We start from the raw sequence: 17,878 nt of genomic DNA on the forward strand, positions 1-17,878 counted from the left end.
GTCATGAATCGAAGAAAACTCCTGAAAAAATCAATCTATTTGGGTCTGGCCGGGGCGGTGGCTGGATCAGGTGTTTGGCTGATGAATGGCAATGATGTCAGCCAACTGACCATTGAACAAGCCATCATTGATTTGCAAACTTTATATTTATTACCTATTGAGACTGAAGATGGTTGGAATATCAGTCAAATATATAACCATTTGGCACAAAGTATTGAATATTCAATGACTGGATATCCTGAACACAAATCAACTGAATTCAAAAACACCTTGGGGCAAGCTGCTTTTTCAGTGTTTTCATACCGTGGAAAAATGAGTCACGATTTATTGGAACCGATTCCTGGGGCGCCGGTTCTGCGTGCAGACAACAAATTGTTGGCTTTCAGCCGATTATTGAATGCATTGAATGACTTTAAAACGTTCAAAGGTCAATTAGAACCACATTTTGCCTATGGTGAATTAAATCACCAGCAATACACTTTGGCCCATGTGATGCATATCAATAACCATCTGGAACAATGGTTAAGCTGACTACAACAGGTATAAAATACTGTGCCTGATGCGCCGTGAAAGGATGTCTTTGGCGCCTTGATACATGGGCTCTAAATTGTCAGAATGAATGATTTTGCCGGCCAGATCGGTTTTGATGATTTGTTCTTGTTTTAAGATTGAAATAAACTGTCTGAACAGTGTTTTATCAAAAAAGTCCGGCGAGTTGAATTCGTACAGCAATGACAATTGGCTGGCCACTTGGTGACACAATGACTCCAGTTCATTGCTGGTTAAATTGCCTGACCCGCGTTTTTTCAACAACGCAATCACAATGAAAAATCGTTCATAGGTTTGCATCAAGGCATTGGCCAACACCCTGAGTTCAGCCGCTTGTAAAGAACCCCCTTTGTGGCGTTCTAAATTGCGACCCGCTGAAACCAACAGGTCCAAATCTTTTAAAAGTTTTAAGGTCTTGCGGCCATATTCAACGAACTCTTCGCGGGTCCACTTGAGGAACAACTCGTGTTTGATGAATGGATAAACGATGGCCATCATGCGCAACACTTCGCGTCGAGGTTGTTTCACATCATTGACAAAAAACATGGCAATGAATGAACTGGCAGCAAACAGGTGTAACACATTATTGCGGTAATAAGTCATCAACACACCCATGTCATCTTTAACCTGAATCACATCACCCAAACTGTGTGAAACCCTTTGGATAAAACCCAAAGTGATGCCTTTTTCTATGATTTCTTCAACAGATAATGTAGTCACCGTGGTTCTGCTCGAATAGGGTAAGTCGAGGATGATTTTTTTATAGAGTTTAATCTGTGCTTTTAGATTTGATTCTGATGCGGCTCGATTCGGTGTCGACAATAAAGTCACGGCCAATAAATTGATGGGGTTTACGTGTGAAGCTTCATTGATTTTGGTTAGGATTTGCGTGCCTGCATCAGACACCACGCTTTTGAACCATTTTGGTTTTTCTTTGACATCGAGTTTGATGTCGCGCCAATCTGGTTTGTGTTGGTCGAGGATGTCATCCAATTCGATGGGTTCTGAAAAGTTGACGGTTAAACGTCCATAGTCTTCTTTCAGTAATTTTAGGGTTTTAAACAATCCTCCAATGGATTCTTTCTTTTTGCCTTTGCCGCCCAGCTCATTTTTATAGGAGGCCCCTTCCATCAGTTTTTCATAATTCAGTGAAGAAGGTAAAAACACCAGCGGTTTACTTCTTTCATTCAAATAACTGCGCACTGTCATGGCCAACATACCGGCTTTGGGGTGTAACAATCGTCCGGTCCGTGAACGGGTGCCTTCGATGAAGTATTCAATCGAAACACCATGGGCAATCAATGAACTGAGGTATTCTGAAAATATGGTTGAATACAACACTGAATTGAAAGATCGACGCAAGAAGAAGGCGCCTGAACCCCTCAACAGCCGACCAACCAGTGGCAGGTTCAAATTGATGCCAGCTGCGATGTGAGGTGGCACAATCCCTTTCTCATACAATGAATAAGACAGGATCAAATAATCAATGTGACTGCGATGACATGGGGTGTAAATGATTTCCTTTTCAGTGGTTAAATTTCTGAATTCATCAAAAAAATTTAATTTGACTCCATCATATACTTTGGTCCAAAACCACCTAAAAATACCACTCATGAATTTAATCGAGGAATATGAGTAATCAGCCGCAATTTCACGGATGATTTTTTGTGCTTCTTTTTGTGCCTTTTCGATTGGTATTTTTTGCCGTTCAGCATAACTGGCAATTTCTTTTTGGACAATCGGTCGTTTAATGATGTTCTTGGCAATCGTTCGGCGATGAGACAAGTCTCTGCCAACCACGGCGGTCTTAACCCGGTTGTTATGTAAGCGCAGTACCCGAGACAGTTTGTGCGCTAATTTGGCAGGCCCTTGCTGATTGTCCAGTGATTCATTGATCAAAATGGGCTGGCTCAAGCGCACCAAGGTGTGTTTGCCATGAATAAGAAATGAAATGAATTTTCTGAAGCGTCCGGTGATGCCCCATTTTTCAGAAAAAATAACCTTAAAAATACCATGATCACGGTCAGGTGCCCGTCCTAAGAAAACGGCAATGGGTATCAGTTGAAGTTGTTTTTTGGGGTCTTTTTGAATTTGTTCAATGGCACCAGTCAGTTGATTTTCAAATTCTTTGTATTCAGTTTTTCGGTTCCAGAAACCAACTGTTTTCTCAGAAGCCAAAATACTCTTATTGAGGTTAAACTCTTGCTGGATTTCATATGGCTTGGGCAAATGGCCTCGTCTGATTTCCTCCCACAGGATACTCCTAGAAACAGTTGATTCTGTGGACAAGACATACACAAAGGGAATGTCAGGGTCAATTTCCAGGCTCTTAAGCTTGGTTGGGCTGAATTCAACCTTGACCCTAAGATACAGTAATTTGCTGAGTATTGACATGGGTTAATTCATTGCTTTGGTTTAACTTTGTGTAAAGCTGAAAAAGGGCCGATATCCGGCCCTTTTGTACAACAGTTGCGTGGTGAAATTATTTTTCACCAATCCAAACACCGTCTTTCTTAATCATATTCATCACTTGGCTCACTGACTCGCCAAACACTTCAAAAGTGACGACCATAGATGCTTTGTCACCTTCAACGTCGACCGTGTCAACTTCAACTGAATTCAACATGTCATCCATAGAGATTCCATAAGCGCCTAATACGTTTTTAACCCCACCAAAAGCAATTGAACCTTTGTCCAAAGCTTGGTCGAAGCTCATGTTTTGGACTTCATCCAAAGATTTCATGTCCAATTCTTTTGCGGTGTTAACCAAGGCAGAAATAGCGGCTTTGGTTTTGTCTTCACTTAAGATGTCATTTTCACCCATCCAATCCATCGCGGCGCCAACCACAGTTGCGGCTGAATCACGCTGAGCTTCTGGTAACATGGGGTTTTCTTTGATGCCTTGCAGGATTTGGTCTTTGCCCATCATCAACATCATTGGTAGCATGGCTCTGGCTTGTTCCAGTTGTGGTTCAACCATGGCATACAAAGTTTCTTCAGCGCCATCGGATGTCAACATGGTAACCGTTTGAGCAAATTGTGCTTTGTCTGCTTCAGAGAAATCACCTGTTTTGTTGTTTTCAAATTCCGTGACCAATTCGTTGTACTGTTCTTGGCTCAATGAATTTTTAATCAATGATTTCAGATCGTTTGATTTCATCGCCGCCACTGACGCCATAAAGGCACCATCTGGTGTGTTGATGTCCATTTTCGAAATCTCAGCTTCGGCAGAATTATCATCTCCACCACAAGCGACTAATCCCATCAGTAATACCAACAGCAGTGACCCTAATTTTAAATGTGCTTTCATTGTGTTCCTCTTCTAAATTTTGTATTGAATAGCCGTGTATTATCTCTTGATTATTGGTTTTCCACAAGTTTTTAACCTGTATTCAAGCGTCCACAAGGATGATGTTGGGCCAATATCACAGAATATAACGACTTAAGTCCTCATCTTCTGACAATTCGCCGACGGCTTGATTAACATGTTCTGCATCAATCACATAATCGCTGCCGGATTTATCCGCCGCTTCAAATGCCACTTCATCGAGGATTTTTTCTAACACGGTGTGTAATCTTCTGGCGCCAATGTTTTCGGTTTTTTCGTTCACCGAGGATGAGATTTCAGCGATGCGTTTGATGCCATCTTTGGTGAATATCAGTTTGACATTTTCTGTACCAATCAATGCACGGTATTGTTCGGTCAATGAATGCTCTGGTTCGGTCAAAATGCGTTCAAAGTCATCACTGGTCAATGCCCTTAATTCCACCCGGATGGGTAAGCGACCTTGTAATTCAGGTATCAAATCAGAGGGTTTGCTTAAATGAAAGGCGCCCGAGGCAATGAACAAAATATAGTCGGTTTTGATCGGGCCATACTTGGTGTTGACCACTGAGCCTTCAATCATTGGCAACAAATCACGTTGTACGCCTTCTCTTGAAACTTGGCCAGTTCCACCGATGCCACCACTTTTTGCTACTTTATCGATTTCATCGATAAACACGATGCCATTTTCTTCGGCTTGGGTCAGGGCTTGTTGTCTGATTTCATCTTCATTGATTAATTTTTGAGCTTCTTGTTCGGCCAATATAGGTAAGGCGGCTTGGATGGTCAGCTTTTTGGTTTGTTGTTTCTTTTTTCCTAAGTTTTCAAACATGCCTTGTAATTGATCGGTCATTTCCTCCATGCCTGGCGGTCCCATGATATCAACGCCTAAATTCATATTGACCTTGATTTCTATTTCTTTGTCATCAAGCTTACCCTCGCGCAAGCGAGTGAGGAATTTGGCTCGGGTGGCGCTGTCATCCACAGACTCGCCAGGAATGGGTGATTCTCTTTTGGGTAACAAATAATCCAAGACCCTTTGTTCGGCCGCATCTTCCGCTTTTTTCGTCACTTGTTTCATGGCCGCTTCACGAGTGCGTTTCATTGATGACTCGACCAAGTCACGGATGATGGATTCAACGTCTTTACCAACATAACCCACTTCGGTGAATTTAGTGGCTTCCACTTTGATGAATGGCGCATCTGCCAACACCGCCAAACGACGTGCGATTTCAGTTTTACCCACACCAGTTGGCCCAATCATGAGGATGTTTTTTGGGGTGATTTCTTTGGCCATGGCATCATCCAGTTGCATGCGGCGCCAGCGGTTACGCAAGGCGATGGCCACGGAACGTTTGGCATTGTGTTGGCCAATGATGTGTTTGTCTAATTCTTCAACAATTTCTCTGGGAGTCATGTTTGACATAATAATTCCTTTATAAATCCAATGTTTCGATGGATTGGTTTCGATTGGTGTAGATACAAATATCGGCTGCAATGTTCAAGGCTTCTTTGGCCAATTTTTCAGCCGGTAGTTGGGTGTTTTTAATCATCGCCAATGCGGCGGCTTGAGCGAATGGGCCGCCAGAGCCAATGGCAATCAAGCCATGTTCAGGTTCGATCACATCACCGTTACCGGAAATGATCAATGAAGTGGTTTTGTCGGCCACTGCCAACAAAGCTTCCAAGCGACCCAGGCGCCGATCTGTGCGCCATTCTTTGGCCATTTCGACGGCTGAACGAACCAAATGCCCTGAATGTTTTTCCAGCTTGGCTTCAAAGACTTCAAACAAGGTAAAGGCATCCGCTGTGGCACCAGCAAAGCCAGCCAAAACTTCATTGTGGTAAAGCCGGCGGACTTTTCTGGCATTGGATTTCATGACGGTGTTGCCTAGGGTCACTTGACCGTCACCGCCGATAACCACTTGTTTGTCATCACGATAACTGACAATGGTGGTGCCTCTGTAATTATGCATGGATTCTTTCATTTGCGCTTTGATTTAATAGTTAGGTTCCTAAGATGGGATTTAACTTTAGAAATTCAATTGTTTGTTGAGATTCTTTGTAGCAAAAAAAACACCCTGCCAGACGGTGGGTGTTTTTTACTGGCCAAATAAATGGCAGCGTGACCGTTCAGTGGTTGGTCATTAAAAGCCTCTTGATCTTCTTGAGTTTCTGAAACGACGATTTCTGGCACGACTCACAGCCTCTTGGTCTTTAATTTTGCCCCAATCATCCAATGAAAATGGACCGTTTTTGGCGTACACCAAACGAGCACGACAGAAATCTTTGTATTCCATCATCTCGTCTTCAACAGCATCCATGGTGCCATCAATCACGATACAATCGTCCACATAGCCGATTCCTGGGATGTGATCTGGGATCACGTCATTGTCATCAATGAAGTATTTGATGGTGGCGTTGATTTTTTCCTTGTTGCTGTCTTCGATCACCCAAGTGTTGTCTTCAACCATGCTTAACATCATTTGTAAACAACCCACTTGGTCAATCACATAGCCGTCATTGACGCTTTCACGAACTTCCGCGACCTTCTTTAAAGCTTCTTTGACATCAGCTGAATCAATGTTGGTGCCATGTTCTTCGATAAATTTATTAAAATGTGCTTTGACTTGATCATCAATATCAATTGAAACTGTTGCCATAGTTTTCCTCTGTCAGAATAAATGTAAACATTATAAACAGCCCATCAGATAAATCAATTGGCTGGGTTAAGTCGTTTATAATATCATTGCTTGGTTAAATGCGGACAATAAATATCAAAAATATACGTCACACATATATACATCACGTTTTAGCAGCACTTTTGTTACTGAGTTTTGTTGTATTATCGAAAAACCAACCAACAAAACTGTTGAATCTCGCTGAGCAGCAACAACAAAAACTGGTAGAGAAGTTTGGTTTACTGGAAAACCAAAAGTGGTTGAAACGATGTGACCAATTGATGACAACCTTGTCACTCTCCGAGTTTAACCAGTGTTTCATTATTGATGCGGATTTCGCCAATGCCTATTCTTTGGCGAATGGAGTTTTGATTTTGACCAAGGGCCTGATGCAGAATATCAAGAACGATGATCAGTTGGCTCATATCATGTCGCATGAACACGCGCATTTGGTGCTAAATCACCATCATCAAGCGATGCAAATGGTAAATAACCCACCCACATTTTTTACCAAATCACGGCTAAAAAAGTTCTATCGTCAGTTGGAATCAGCAGCCGATCAAGCAGCCACTGAACGGATGCTTGAACTCAAGCGCGACCCCTTACAAATCCATCATTACCTGTTGCGCATTGAAAAAAACAGCAAGGAGGACAGCAGTGACCACCAGAAAATCAAAGATCGCATACAGCGTAACGACTTGCCTGATGAAGTGCTTGAGACGTTTTGGCTGAGTCAATAAAGCACTGTGTCCGCCGTCTTGTAGTGGTTGAAAAAATTCAGCAAACATTTCTCATATCATTAAAGTACATCAACAACAAAATCAGCTCACTGAGTACTTCGACGGGCATACAATATTAAGTTTGAGGGTGTAGCAAGTTTATCGCAAATTGATGACTATTCACACGAGCCAGGTGGCAGGTATTTATTTATAATGAGCTTATGAAGTTAAACAGCAGAACATTTTTATTGATTGTCTTGGTTGCATTGGGCTTGTTTGCTTTGGTGATGGTTTTGATTTTGGCCGAAAAGTTGTTAACCATTTGGCAACACTTACAAGATGCACCGCTTTGGGTCACCGTGATGTATGCGGTGGTTATTTTGTTGGTGGCATTGATACCGCTGTGGTTGTTTTTAAAATTGACGCGACCCAAAGTTAAAACCGAAGCATCGGTCAAGGTGATTGATGAAGGCTCTTTACAACAGGCCATCCACAAAGAACAAAAGCGTGGCGTAGATACCCAAGCCGCTGATGCTGAAATGCTGGAATTACAAAACCGACGTGCCGGCGGCCGGTTTCACATCAGTCTTTTTGGTGGCGCATCGACCGGTAAATCCAGTTTAATTGATGTGCTGATTCCAGCGGCTGAAGTTGCTATGGATGTCATCAAAGGCACCACCATAGATGCCCATCACCACAGTTACAAACAACTGGTGATTACTGATTTACCTGGTTTTGATGCGGTTGATCAAGCGGAGTTGGAAACCCTGGCTTTGGAAGAAAGTCAAAGGGCCCATGTGGTGGTGTTTTTGCTGAATGCCGATATTTCCCGCAGTGAAATGATTTTGTTTGAAAAGCTCAACCAATGGCATAAGCCCATGGTGGTTGCGTTGAACAAAGTAGATGTGTATTCTGCTGAACAACTGACGAAACTGACTGCTGCCATTGAAGCCAAAATTCAACAACAATTTCCAGTGGTGATGATTAACACCGGTGGTTTTAAATCAGTGACTGTGGTACATCCAGATGGCAGTGAAGAACACAAACAGCAAGCAATCCCAGTCAACATAAAACCTTTGTTGGATGCGATTGAAACGGTGGTACAAGATAACCCCGAAGCCCTGCATCGTTTCCGAGATGCCGGTATTTTGATGTTGGCAGAGGAAAAGTTGCACCAAGCCAGCCAAAAACACAATCAGCAATTGGCCGCAGAAACCATTGATCGACATACCAAGCGAGCCATCGTTGGCGCCTTGGCATCGGTGGCTCCGGGGTCCGATTTGGTGATACAAGGCACCATTGGCACTCAATTGGTTCGTGAGTTGTGCCAATTGTATGATGTGCAAGTGAATCAATTACAAGTAGATGAGGTGTTGAAGTCAGCCGGTGGTAAATTGCGCACCTCAACTTCATTGGTACTGGCGGTGGCTGGTAATGCCTTAAAAGCATTTCCAGGGGTGGGAACAGCGGCCGGGGGCATCATGCATGCGGTGGCTTATGGCATGATTTTCAATTCATTGGGTAAGGCCGTGATGACATCGGTCAGTACCCAAGGTCGGTTAGATACCGAACAAACCAAACAAACATTTGAGGAGAACCTACTTGGCTCATCTAAAGAATTGGCGAAAGATTTGGCGAAAATGGCGCTCACCATCAGCCGCAACAAAAACCAATAAGACCACAGCAGACAAGCACAAAGCTAAGGCTGAAAAGCTTGATGAAACCCCTGTGCCGACTGCCAATGAACAAGCCTTGGGCAGTTTGCGACAGTTGTTGTCCGATCCCAAAATTCCGGCAGCGGTCAGAAATCAATTAAAGGAAGAATACCAGAACATCCAGCTCTTGATTGATAAGTTGGAAAATGAACAAATTCATATCGTGGCATTCGGCAAGGTCAGTACCGGCAAGTCATCATTGCTCAACGCCATCAGTGGACAAGCACATTTTACCGTCAGTCCATTGCACGGCGAAACCAAACACAGCAGTCACTTGGATTGGCCCAGTTATGAACAGCAAGCCGTGGTGTTGATTGACACCCCGGGTACCGATGAATTTGACGGTGAAGCGCGTGAAATCATGGCGCAACAAGCGGCCAAACAAGCCGATGTTATCTTGTTCGTATTGGATGGCGACATCAGCGAATCACAGAAACAACAACTGGCCATCATTGCTCAGCCGAACAAACCGATAGTCATCGTTTTGAACAAGGCCGACCTTTATACCCATGATGAAATAGAACGCATCAAGGCATCCATCGCCAACAAAACCCAAGGCATCAACAGCCGCATCGTGGCAGTTTCTGCGGACCCAAGACCCAGGACGTTGATCATCCAATTGCCAGATGGCAGCCAGCAAGAAAAAATTGAAACCCCAGCTGCACACATTGATGAACTCAAACAGCTGATTTGGGACATGTTGGAAACTGAAGGCAAAACCATCACCGCTTTGAATGCCAGTTTGTTTGCTGGAGAAGTGTCGGAAAATGTAGCGAAAAAAGTCATTGAAGTGCGTAAATCCGCAGGTCAAAAAATCATCAGAACCTATTGTATGGCCAAAGGCATTGGTGTGGCATTCAATCCGATTCCAGTGGCAGATTTATTGTTTGCTGCTGGCTTGGATGTGGCCATGATCAGACAATTGTCCAAACTGTATGGACTGTCATTGGGTAAAGTGGAAGCGACCAAGTTGACCACCACCATCATGGCTCAATTGGCGGTGTTGATGGGTGCAGTTTGGGGCGTTAACCTGTTGTCATCAGCGATGAAAACAGTCAGTGCAGGCTTATCGACCACCATCACTGCCACAGCCCAAGGGTCCTTGGCCTATTACGCCACCTACTTGGTAGGGCAGATTGCTGAGTATTATTTTGTTCAAGGGAATTCATGGGGTAAAGAGGGCCCAAAAACAGTGGCGAAAAACATCGTAAAAAACCTGGATCGTAATTCCATCTTACTGGAGGCTCGGGAGCAAATTCTAAAAACCTTGAATAAAAAAAACGACTGAAATGATGTGCCTGTGCTGGTCTATAACAAAGATTTAAGCCATTGATTCATTCTGAATTTGGATTTGAAGTTTTTACTGCAGAGATAAAAGCCACCCAAGAAATGACCGCCTTCCTCTTTGACCCATAACAATTCAGCAAACACCTTGATGTGTTGTGCATCACAGTGGTCAAGGTTTAAAAGCAAAGTCAATTCATGAATTTCATTCAACGCCCTGTTTTGCAACATCAATAATTGCATGCCAAATTCATTGAAATTCAGTACATGACCAATCAATTCATTGGAGCACGAGTCAACCACATTGACCTTATTATCAGGCCTCAGACGAACCGGTCGGTCCCAATGTTTAAGGTTATTAAAAACCTGCCTTTCAATCGTTTCTTGGTTCATTTTATCAACTCAGTGTATACAATTATCATAATACGAAAACCCGGTTTTATAGGATCTGAGTTGTTAACAATTGTGATAAACAGCCAAATCAGCAGGAAAAATCTGGTTTTAATGTTCTGAAAAGTAAAAAAGGTGAAAAATTATCAATAAAATAACAGAAACACCGGTGGACAAAGGCCACAGTCCAACGATTTCAGTTGGCCATGGGTCTGAATAACGGGTTTGCGAAAGCTGGAGAAGTGAAAGACATCCTTGTCTTTGATGGCTTGTTTATTTAATCGGTTGATAAATATAAGTCAAAATTTCAGTCTCTGGAACGGTTTCTGGGTCATTGGCGTAGACTTCCCATGGGTTACCATTGCGCTGTAGTTCATTTTCAGCGATGTAAGCATCCAGTAAAGCGTATGAGGCTTCGCCTTGGTCATACGAGCCTTTTTGGATGTATTTAACCGCTTTACCGGCATAGGTTTGGCCCAGTTGAATTTCACCGGTTTCACCTTCAATGCTGGTCAGGTCAACTGGGATGGCTGCATCAAATTCCCACACGCTGTTTTCCCAACTGCGGGTAATGGCCAGTGGCATGCCACCGAAATTGATGTCGTTGGCAGCCATGAATGCAGTGATTTTTCCGTAAGCTTCGCCAATCACACCACTCAAATCATCATTGGTGTTGCCTGAGGCAGTGATGTACAAGACATTTTGTGATGACACATTTTCAATGCTGAAGCCGGAAAAATCATAAACCGGTTTTGCCTCAACCAAGGTTTTTAAGTTTTGCAAACCCAATTCATACTGCGGGCCTAACATGCCATCCATCATCATGCCAAAATAACGTCCGAGGATGTCGCCTTTAAAATCAGCGTCAAAAATCCACGAAACTTCTGTTGAATCTCCCATTGCTTTGATTTGATAGGTGGCCCATGCGGGATCATCTCCTTGTCCATCAAAATACAATTCAGCTTTAATTCTTTCATAAGGTACTGATTCAATGATGGTTTGGTGACCCGAACCCACTTCTTTGTTACCAGACCATGACATTTTAGAACCAACCCCTTTCTCAGGTCCTTCATACTGGTAGCTTGCATCGGGGTCTAGCTTGGCCCAGGGAGACCATTGGTTGAAAGTGTGCATGGAGTTGACGGTTTTAAAAACCATTTTTGCCGGCCGGTCAATGGTGATGCTGCGCGAAACTTGCACTTTATCTTCTAAAAAGAAAAAGCCATAAGCATAGAAAGCGATGACTAAAAATAACAATGCGAAAAACAAATACTTGAAAACTCTCATGATGAATACCCTATGTTTTAACTGGGTTAAATGATAGCATATATGCCATGAAAAACCTTTTGAGTTATGCGGAAATTTACCTGCTAGAAAGTTTGTTGATCAGCCTGCTTTTGGGCGTATTTTTGTGTGCATTATTGGTTTGGTTTTTATGGGCCAAAGCCAAGAATCAATGGCAATCCCTGACGGCCGAAAAGCACCGGGCAGAAATTCAGTTGCATCAACAGCAATCGCAACAGCTACAAGCAGAACTTGAGAAAGTTTCTCAAGAAAACGAACAACAAGAACGAGAATTGTTGCGGCTGAACAAACTGACCGTCAAAATTTCAGAGCAGTATAAATACAGCCAAGAAAAAGCACAGCTGGCTGATGAGCGACAATTGGCACTATCAGAAGCAGAAAAACAATTGACTCAATTGAAATCTGAAGTCGAACATCAATCAGCGCGCTTCAAAGAACAAACGGAATTCATTAAAAACTCTCAGGCAACCTTGTCCGACCATTTCAACACTTTGGGGCAGAAAATTCTGGAAGAAAAATCCGCCAAATTTACCGACCGCAACAAAGAACAAATGAACCAGGTGGTCAGCCCTTTACAAAAACAATTACAGGAATTTCAGCTACTGATTAATCGCAATGCCACCGAAGGTTTGGCCCAACAAAAATCGATGAAGTCAGAGATTGAGCGCATCTACCAGCTCAATCAGGAATTAAGTAAAAAAGCCACAGATTTGACCAAAGCGTTGACCTCAGAAAGCAAAACCCAAGGCAATTGGGGTGAATTGATCTTACATCGATTGCTTGAAGTGGCCGGCTTGGAAAAAGGCCGTGAATTTGAAACCGAAATTTCTTTCACCAATGAAGACAACAAGCGCTACCGTCCTGATGTATTGATTCATTTACCACAACAAAAAACCATGGTGGTTGATGCCAAGGTGTCATTGACGGCCTTTGAGCGCTATGTCAATGCAGCAACCGATGCCGAACGACAAAACCAATTGAAATTGCATGTGCAATCGATGCAACAACACATCAAAACCTTGTCAGAAAAAGCCTATCAGAAGATTGAACAAATTGATTCATTGGATTTTGTGATGATGTTTGTGCCCGTTGAGTCGGCTTTTTTAGAAGCGGTTAACTCACAACCTAATTTGATTGAAGAGGCCTATAAAAAGAACGTCTTGATTTTATCCGCCAGTAATTTATTGGCCACTTTACGCACGGTGATGGTGCTGTGGCAAAACGAAAATCAAAACAAGAATGCCCAATTGATTGCTGACAAAGCCGGCAAAATGTACGACAAGTTTGTCAGTTTTGTTGATGATTTGAACCAAATCAAACTGCGTTTAGATCAAGCCGACAGTGCTTGGTACGATGCAGAAAACAAACTCAAAACAGGCCGCGGTAACCTCATCAGACAGGCGGACAATTTAAAACAATTGGGCGCACGCAACAGCAAACAATTACCCTCCGACTGACCTTTTTTCAATCGTGGTCAACCTGCCAAGCTCTGTTATTGACCATGTGGCACCGGTGCTTTGTTTTCACTTTTTCGTTGATAGCCTTTGATGTTGATGAATCGATACTTCATGCGCTCTAACAAGGCGTACAAGGCGGGAATCAATATCAAGGTAATGACCGTGGCGAATAAAATTCCAAAAGCCAGGGACACCGCCATCGGGATGATGACTTTGGCCTGTAAGGATTGTTCGAACATGATCGGTAACAAACCAAAGAATGTAGTCAAAGAGGTCAATAAAATGGCCCTGAACCGTTTGCTGCCGGCGTGTTTAACCGCGGTAATGATGTCTACGCCATGGCTGCGTTCTTTGTTGATGTAATCAACCATCACCAGCGAATCATTGACCACCACCCCAGTGAGTGCAATCACCCCAAAGATTGACATCATGCTGAAGGTCATGCCCAGCAACAAATGCCCAACGATGGCACCAGTAATTCCAAAGGGGATCACCATCATGATGATAATGGGTTGTAAATAGGACTTCAGAGGAATTGCCAATAAAACATAGATCAACATGATGGCAGACAACATGCCGATGGCCAGGTTATTGATCAAGTCAGTCATCTCCTTGCTGGTGCCGTCCAGATCGAATTTCACATCGGGGTATTCAGGCACTATGGGGCCACCATTGCTTGGCATGATTTGACCCACAATGGCTTGAGGGTCGGCAATCGATTTATCAACCGCTGCGGTGATTCGGGCGGCCCGTTTGCGATTAACCCGTTCAATCGAATTGGCCGCTTTACCCAAGGTAACTTCAGCCACGGTATTCAAAGGCAATTCATCGCCCTGCTGAGTGCGGATGCGCAAATCATCCAGTGATTTCAATGACTCCCTGGTTTCGCGGTCATAACGCAACATCACCTTGATTTCATCATTGCCTCTTTGCAGGCGTTGAATTTCTTCGCCGTAATAAGCTTGCCTGATTTGTCTTCCAATGTCGCTTTGACTGAGGCCCAAGCTGCGCCCGACCGGCTTGATGGAAAATTCAATTTCATCCTTGCCGGCTTCCAATGAATTTCTGACATCAGAGACGCCTTCAAACTCAGCGATTTTTCCCGCCAGTATTTCTGCCGCCAACCTGAGCTCTTCGGTGTCATTGCCCACCAGTTTTAGGCTCACATCAGGACCTTGGCCAGGGCCGGTCAATGACATGGTGCCGATGTGCGTGGCGCCAGGAATGTCGCCAATGTATTCTGTCCAGCGCCGCAACATTTCTTTGCCATCAATGACTGAGTGTTCATCCTTGACCAATTCAACGATCACTTTGCCTGATATTTGAGAATCAATGAAAGACAATCTGTGGGTAAACACAGCGCCGCTTTCTTTGCCCACTTCCTGACTGATGTCTCGGTCTAATTTAACCAAAGAATTTTCAATGTGATCAAGCACTTCCATGGTTTTGTCCTGAGGTGTTCCTTGGGCCATGGCAAAATCTGCTTGCACAAAATCCGCCACAAAATCCGGCATCATCACGAAACGAACCAAGCCATTACTGATTAAACCGATGCTTAAAACAAAGACCGCAACAAAGGCAGTTAAAGTCAAGCCTGGACGATTAATGGCTTTGCCGATAATGGGTTTGTAATGGTGCTTGATGACGTATTCCAAACCGTGGTTGACCTTGCGTTGTAGCCGCAACAAGGGTCCGGGATTTTGGGTGCCAATGTCATCGGATTTCATGTGTGCCAAATGTGCTGGCAAGATTAATTTTGATTCCACCAAGGAAAACAACAAACACAAAATCACCACCCAACCAATGGCTTCAAAAAAGGAACCAAATAAAGTGCCAACGAACAGCATCGGGGCAAAGGCCGCTATGGTGGTTAACACCCCAAAGGTGGCAGGTGTGGCCACTTTTTGCGCTCCGACCACTACATTTTTTAAGGAATGTCCATTGTGTTGGATTTCGGAGTAGGCGCTTTCACCAATAACAATGGCGTCATCAACCACAATACCCAACACCAATATAAAACCAAACATGCTGAGCATGTTGATGCTGACCCCAGTCAACGGCAGGAACATGAAGGCACCCAGGAAAGCGACGGGTAAACCGAGCATCACCCAAAAGGCCACTTTGAGGCGCAAAAATAAAGTCAAGGTCAATAACACCAACACGGCACCTTGCAGCATGTTGCGTTCCATCATGTCCAGTCGGCCCCGTACATAATGCGAAGTGTCTGACCATGTGGCCACTGACATATTGGCTGGCATTTTGTCTTGAATTTGTGAGACGTAGGCATTGACCTGATCGGAAATAATCAACACCGATTCATTTTCCACCGCATTCACTCGAATACTGATCGCTGGTTTACCATCAAAAGTGCCAATGTCAGCGGTTTCAACAAAGCCGTCCTTGATGGTGGCGATGTCAGACAGTTTTAACCTTGAGCCATCTGGATTGGTCCTGATCACAGTTGCTGCAAACTCCTTGCCAGTATAAGATTGGCCCACAGAACGCAGCAACACATCACCGCGATCGGTTTTGATGGAACCACCAGGTAAATCAATGGAAGCGGCTCGCAATGCGCGTGAAATTTCATCAAAGGTCAATTGGTACTGTCGCAGGGTGTTCTCAGTGATTTCAATGGCAATTTCATAATCTCGGCTGCCGACCAAAGTCGCCATGGACACGTCGGGTAAGTCTATGATGTCATCGCGCACATCGCGGGTGGCTTGCAGTAAATCAGATTCTGGCACATTGCCATAGACCGACAGAAACAACACAGGTTGTTGGATCACGATTTCACTGATGATGGGTTTTTCAGATTGTTCGGGAAATGAATTGATGCCATCGACGCGATTTTTAATTTCTGCCATGACGTTTTTGACGTCGTAATTGCTGCCGATTTCTAGGTTGGCTCGGGCAAACCCTTCGTTGGCCAAACAGGTGGTTTTATCAATGCCTTCAAGCCCAGTGACGGCGTCTTCAATCTTGACACAAATGCCTTTTTCAACCTCATCAGGCGCAGCACCCGGGTAGGCCATGGTGATCTGAACTTGATTGATGGAGGTGGCAGGGAACATTTCTTTTTTCAGCGTCCAGGCTGAATACAAACCTCCAATGATTAAACAAACCATCAGCAAGTTGGATGCCACAGAGTTGCTGGCGAACCAGTAGATAATGCCTTGGTCCCATTGTTTTTTCATGGGCTTGCCTCAGAGGCTGAATCGTTGCTATCAACAGTGGCGTCATTTTTCCTTAATTTCATGCCAACTTCTGGAGCCTGAATGGGGGTGGTGATGATTTGATCGTTGGCCGTTAAGCCATCATCTACATAAAAATACTCATTGGTTTTGTGTACCACATGGACTGATTTTATGGCCAATGTGCCATCGGTTTGATACACAGAAAGTTGGTCGTTGGGCATCATCCAAGCGGTGGGTACGGCATAGACTTGGTCATAGGTTTGGCCAGTAATTTTTGCTTGTAAAAAGCTGTTGAATAACATCCCTTGGGCAAAAGGCTCAGGGACCTCGGCCACGGCATAAGTCATCAATGTTCGACTGTCTTTGCTGGATTCCAATCGCTTGATATGACCATTGATAGGTTTAGGCTGCTGATCACTGGTAAACACAACCTGTAATGGCTTGTCGTTCAATGTTTGTTCGGCGAGGTTCAGCTTGATTAAATTGTCATTGGTTAAGGGCAATCTAACCTCTGCAACTGCCGTACCGGCCAAGGTTGCCAATTGACCTGACATACCGATGAATTGTCCCAGATCAACCGATTTACTGATAACCGTACCATCAAAGGGGGCTTTGATTTCGGTTTTTTCTAAATCCCGCTTGGCTTTCATTAAATCAGCTTTGGCGGCTTTTAAGTTGGCTTTGGCGCCATCCAATTGTGGGATGTTGAGTAACAAGGCACTGGGCTGACCTTTTTTGCCAAAAGATTGCCAGTCTTTTTTGGCCTGATCCGACTTGGCTTGTTCCAAATCCAATTGGGCTTGGGCGCTGGCGACATTGGCATCAGCTCGAGCCACGGCGACTCGGTAATCGGCTGGATCTAAGGTTATCAACACATCACCGGAGTTAAAAAATCCGCCTACAGTGAACGATGGGCTTAAGGACAAGACCTTGCCACTGACTTCTGAGGCCAGGGTAATTTGACGCTTGGCTTGTAAAGTCCCTTGAGACTCCACTTGGATGGTTAATGAGCTGGGCTTTAGGGTTGCGGTTTCTACCAAAAAGCCTTTGGGTTTTTCAGGTATTTTGGCGGGTTCTGTTTTCATCGACGACATGAATTGCCAAGCGAAAATCACCAAAAGTACAATGATAATAACGGGCAAGACTCGTTTGATGAACGAGTTTTTGTGGTTTTGGTGACTGATCTTTTCCATGGCTTTTATCCAACGTTTCTCTGGTTTACTACGCAATCAACAGCTCCCCAACTGCTGTACATTTTC

Annotated in this window: 14 protein-coding genes; 5 read left to right on the forward strand and 9 right to left on the reverse strand. The window is 44.0% G+C overall.

Annotated elements, in window-relative coordinates; genetic code table 11:
- Window positions 1-3 precede the first annotated feature (3 nt).
- Window positions 4-531 (forward strand): DUF1569 domain-containing protein, encoded by a 528-nt coding sequence (locus CCS90_RS01995; protein WP_133566425.1) that lies wholly within the window; start codon window positions 4-6, stop codon window positions 529-531.
- Here the strand turns inward: CCS90_RS01995 and plsB are convergent, their stop codons facing one another.
- The 5 genes from plsB to CCS90_RS02020 all read right to left on the reverse strand — a co-directional run bounded on the left by plsB (window position 532) and on the right by CCS90_RS02020 (window position 6,537).
- Window positions 532-2,943: a glycerol-3-phosphate 1-O-acyltransferase PlsB gene (plsB, locus tag CCS90_RS02000; protein WP_099017831.1), complete on the reverse strand. Its 2,412-nt coding sequence runs from the start codon at window positions 2,941-2,943 to the stop codon at window positions 532-534.
- A gap of 88 nt (window positions 2,944-3,031) precedes the next feature.
- Window positions 3,032-3,859, reverse strand: a complete 828-nt coding sequence (locus tag CCS90_RS02005; protein WP_099017832.1) for a hypothetical protein — start codon at window positions 3,857-3,859, stop codon at window positions 3,032-3,034.
- Between the two features lie 115 nt (window positions 3,860-3,974).
- Complete coding sequence (gene hslU / locus CCS90_RS02010; RefSeq protein ID WP_099017833.1) at window positions 3,975-5,300, reverse strand: ATP-dependent protease ATPase subunit HslU; 1,326 nt, start codon at window positions 5,298-5,300, stop codon at window positions 3,975-3,977.
- 10 nt (window positions 5,301-5,310) lie between these two features.
- Window positions 5,311-5,862, reverse strand: coding sequence for an ATP-dependent protease subunit HslV (gene hslV, locus CCS90_RS02015; RefSeq protein ID WP_442757001.1), 552 nt, complete (start codon window positions 5,860-5,862; stop codon window positions 5,311-5,313).
- Between the two features lie 159 nt (window positions 5,863-6,021).
- Window positions 6,022-6,537, reverse strand: a complete 516-nt coding sequence (locus CCS90_RS02020; RefSeq protein ID WP_099017834.1) for a DUF1232 domain-containing protein — start codon at window positions 6,535-6,537, stop codon at window positions 6,022-6,024.
- A gap of 209 nt (window positions 6,538-6,746) precedes the next feature.
- Here CCS90_RS02020 and CCS90_RS02025 point away from each other — a divergent pair, with 209 nt between their 5' ends.
- The 3 genes from CCS90_RS02025 (at window position 6,747) to CCS90_RS02035 (ending at window position 10,277) form a co-directional block, all read left to right on the forward strand.
- A complete protein-coding gene (locus CCS90_RS02025) occupies window positions 6,747-7,295 on the forward strand; it encodes a M48 family metalloprotease (RefSeq protein ID WP_162846728.1) in 549 nt (182 codons plus the stop codon).
- A gap of 200 nt (window positions 7,296-7,495) precedes the next feature.
- Window positions 7,496-8,950: a GTPase gene (locus CCS90_RS02030; RefSeq protein WP_099017836.1), complete on the forward strand. Its 1,455-nt coding sequence runs from the start codon at window positions 7,496-7,498 to the stop codon at window positions 8,948-8,950.
- Complete coding sequence (locus CCS90_RS02035) at window positions 8,877-10,277, forward strand: GTP-binding protein (protein ID WP_133566424.1); 1,401 nt, start codon at window positions 8,877-8,879, stop codon at window positions 10,275-10,277. The genes CCS90_RS02030 and CCS90_RS02035 overlap by 74 nt, the downstream gene beginning before the upstream one ends.
- A 20-nt stretch (window positions 10,278-10,297) precedes the next feature.
- Here CCS90_RS02035 and CCS90_RS02040 read toward each other — a convergent pair whose 3' ends face one another.
- Complete coding sequence (locus CCS90_RS02040; protein ID WP_099017838.1) at window positions 10,298-10,666, reverse strand: hypothetical protein; 369 nt, start codon at window positions 10,664-10,666, stop codon at window positions 10,298-10,300.
- 270 nt (window positions 10,667-10,936) lie between these two features.
- Window positions 10,937-11,950, reverse strand: coding sequence for an SRPBCC family protein (locus tag CCS90_RS02045; protein ID WP_099017839.1), 1,014 nt, complete (start codon window positions 11,948-11,950; stop codon window positions 10,937-10,939).
- A 47-nt stretch (window positions 11,951-11,997) separates the two neighbouring features.
- Between CCS90_RS02045 and CCS90_RS02050 the strand changes: the two genes are divergently transcribed.
- On the forward strand, window positions 11,998-13,425 hold the full coding sequence (locus CCS90_RS02050; RefSeq protein WP_099017840.1) for a DNA recombination protein RmuC: 1,428 nt from the start codon (window positions 11,998-12,000) through the stop codon (window positions 13,423-13,425).
- A 35-nt stretch (window positions 13,426-13,460) separates the two neighbouring features.
- Here CCS90_RS02050 and CCS90_RS02055 read toward each other — a convergent pair whose 3' ends face one another.
- Together CCS90_RS02055 and CCS90_RS02060 are read right to left on the reverse strand one after the other, a co-directional pair.
- Window positions 13,461-16,619 (reverse strand): efflux RND transporter permease subunit, encoded by a 3,159-nt coding sequence (locus CCS90_RS02055; RefSeq protein ID WP_099017841.1) that lies wholly within the window; start codon window positions 16,617-16,619, stop codon window positions 13,461-13,463.
- On the reverse strand, window positions 16,616-17,812 hold the full coding sequence (locus CCS90_RS02060; RefSeq protein ID WP_099017842.1) for an efflux RND transporter periplasmic adaptor subunit: 1,197 nt from the start codon (window positions 17,810-17,812) through the stop codon (window positions 16,616-16,618). Before CCS90_RS02060 ends, CCS90_RS02055 begins: the two co-directional genes overlap by 4 nt.
- Window positions 17,813-17,878: the final 66 nt, after the last annotated feature.

It is taken from the genome of Marinicella litoralis, from assembly GCF_002591915.1.
In the GTDB taxonomy this organism is placed as follows: domain Bacteria; phylum Pseudomonadota; class Gammaproteobacteria; order Xanthomonadales; family Marinicellaceae; genus Marinicella; species Marinicella litoralis.

Bases quoted from the DNA above. Each gene is read 5' to 3' on its own strand.
- CCS90_RS02040 (WP_099017838.1), bottom strand. From the start codon at position 10,666: ATGAACCAAGAAACGATTGAAAGGCAGGTTTTTAATAACCTTAAACAT.
- CCS90_RS02055 (WP_099017841.1), bottom strand. From the start codon at position 16,619: ATGAAAAAACAATGGGACCAAGGCATTATCTACTGGTTCGCCAGCAAC.
- hslU (WP_099017833.1), bottom strand. From the start codon at position 5,300: ATGTCAAACATGACTCCCAGAGAAATTGTTGAAGAATTAGACAAACAC.
- plsB (WP_099017831.1), bottom strand. From the start codon at position 2,943: ATGTCAATACTCAGCAAATTACTGTATCTTAGGGTCAAGGTTGAATTC.
- CCS90_RS02005 (WP_099017832.1), bottom strand. From the start codon at position 3,859: ATGAAAGCACATTTAAAATTAGGGTCACTGCTGTTGGTATTACTGATG.
- CCS90_RS02060 (WP_099017842.1), bottom strand. From the start codon at position 17,812: ATGGAAAAGATCAGTCACCAAAACCACAAAAACTCGTTCATCAAACGA.
- CCS90_RS02030 (WP_099017836.1), top strand. From the start codon at position 7,496: ATGAAGTTAAACAGCAGAACATTTTTATTGATTGTCTTGGTTGCATTG.
- CCS90_RS02050 (WP_099017840.1), top strand. From the start codon at position 11,998: ATGAAAAACCTTTTGAGTTATGCGGAAATTTACCTGCTAGAAAGTTTG.
- CCS90_RS02045 (WP_099017839.1), bottom strand. From the start codon at position 11,950: ATGAGAGTTTTCAAGTATTTGTTTTTCGCATTGTTATTTTTAGTCATC.
- CCS90_RS02020 (WP_099017834.1), bottom strand. From the start codon at position 6,537: ATGGCAACAGTTTCAATTGATATTGATGATCAAGTCAAAGCACATTTT.
- CCS90_RS01995 (WP_133566425.1), top strand. From the start codon at position 4: ATGAATCGAAGAAAACTCCTGAAAAAATCAATCTATTTGGGTCTGGCC.
- hslV (WP_442757001.1), bottom strand. From the start codon at position 5,862: ATGAAAGAATCCATGCATAATTACAGAGGCACCACCATTGTCAGTTAT.